This window comes from Klebsiella sp. 1SOBk10mer, assembly GCF_046602535.1.
Classification (GTDB): domain Bacteria; phylum Pseudomonadota; class Gammaproteobacteria; order Enterobacterales; family Enterobacteriaceae; genus Klebsiella; species Klebsiella quasipneumoniae.
Genome location: NZ_JBKIUP010000046.1, coordinates 1 through 1,797, shown reverse-complemented (window position 1 = coordinate 1,797; position 1,797 = coordinate 1). Strand labels below are relative to the sequence as shown.

At 42.3% G+C, this 1,797-nt stretch carries 1 protein-coding gene and 1 pseudogene; both read right to left on the bottom strand.

Annotated features, from left to right (window positions below; all coding sequences use genetic code 11):
- Positions 1–111: 111 nt before the first annotated feature.
- Positions 112–681: pseudogene (locus ACLH1I_RS26490) on the bottom strand (substrate-binding domain-containing protein); the annotation flags it as partial.
- A 562-nt stretch (positions 682–1,243) separates the two neighbouring features.
- Entirely contained in the window at positions 1,244–1,444 is a 201-nt protein-coding gene (locus tag ACLH1I_RS26485) for a hypothetical protein (RefSeq protein ID WP_022631502.1), read from the bottom strand.
- Between the last annotated feature and the right edge of the window lie 353 nt (positions 1,445–1,797).

Sequence of the window (1,797 nt, the reverse complement as noted above, 5' to 3'; positions counted from 1 at the left end):
GCGCTGAACAAAATGACGAAAGCAGGTATGCCTGAAAGCGTGCGTATTGCCTGAAAACACAACCCGCTACGGGGGAGACTTACCCGAAATCTGATTTATTCAACAAAGCCGTAAACGGGATGTCACTTCATGCATGTCAGGATATTTTTCTTTCTGATACTTAATCGCAAGGTCGGCCCAGTTATTATGCAGTGGTACAGTCAGTGAACCAACGTAAATCACATATCCACCTTTTCCACCCATATCTTTTGCAAGTTCATCTATATTGGCCTGAGCATATTTTTCGCTATCAATAGTTTCCACATCCCATTGAGCTATCTGCTTATCAGGGGACTCATGAGACAACACAACAATACCTTTATCCCGGGCTTTTTTTAATACAGGCTCCAGAACCGTTGCATCATTTGGTACAACGATAATTGCATTAACATTTTTAGCAATAAGGTCCTCAATGACTTTAACTTGTTGAGCCGGATCCGGGGTTGCTGGCCCTGTCTGATAGGCATTAACATTGAGTTTATCGGCAGCTTCCTTTACGCCAACCCCCATCCGGTTAAACCATGGGATACCATTGACTTTTGCAACCAAGGCAATTTCATATTTCTCTGCTGCGAATACTGAACCGGAAAAAATATATGCTGAAGACATAGCTACGCTAAGCAATGCAATTTTAAGTTTCATATTTTTGCCTTTCTGAACTGTAGGGGGTGGATGTCATGGAAAGATTACCGGTAAAGGGAATAGCTCAGGAAGTCAGGATTACGTAATTGTGAGTTATGCACATTAATGTTAAAATTCATGATTTTTTATGTTGATTTTGTGTTAAATCATGAGGGATTGATGGGGGAAGACAAAATAAAATGTTAATTAATGGTGGTTTTAAATCATATTATTTAACCATTTGATAACATTTCAGGGGTTTTAGGTGATGCCCGAATACAGCGAATTTAAGTCATAAAATTAATTTTTTATTTCGCATGTCTCATTAGTAATTTTTATCACCATAGATAAGTCTGCTGACCGGGGAACCAGCATGCGGAAAAAAGATATGTGATTTGCAGGGGTATACACCGATACGTGCATCAGCGACTGACAACGTCTCTTACTGGTAATGAGGAGCAGGGTGGAAAAATACTTTTTCTGCAAAGTCGTGAACCCCATCTGGGGGTGTTATCTGCCTTCACAGAGATGTTGCCGGAACACAATAATGAACAGGCCGGATTATGCTATCCGGCCTGTTGTGTCAACTTGGTGATTTTTCGACAAATAGATTGAGATGGTAGCGGTAGCTGTCGAGGAACCGGGATTTACATGCATCATTCATACTGCCGGTGACCTGTTCAACGTCCACTTTCCGCCCTTGTGAGTTCATCTGGGCCAGACTTAATGCAATAAAATCAAAATCTTTTGGATGAAACTTTTCTACGTGGTGTATTGCCTGCATATTCCTCCCTTTTAATCGCCATGAAGAGTAAGGTTTATGCTCTGCTATTTTCAGTATGGCCCAGCCTCTCGATATTCTCCTGCAGAGTCGCGAAAACTGTGAGGCCAGCCGCAGATTTTGTACTTTAGGGCGTTTCCTGCCGCCGCAATCCGCCTGTCAGGCCGTCTGGTGGAGGTAAATGCTGCCATGAAGTTGCAACCCAGAATGATTGAGCTGTCATCAGGCGTATGTTTTATTTTTTTATGGCTTTGTTGAATAAATCAGATTTCGGGTAAGTCTCCCCCGTAGCGGGTTGTGTTTTCAGGCAATACGCACGCTTTCAGGCATACCTGCTTTCGTCATTTTGTTCAGCG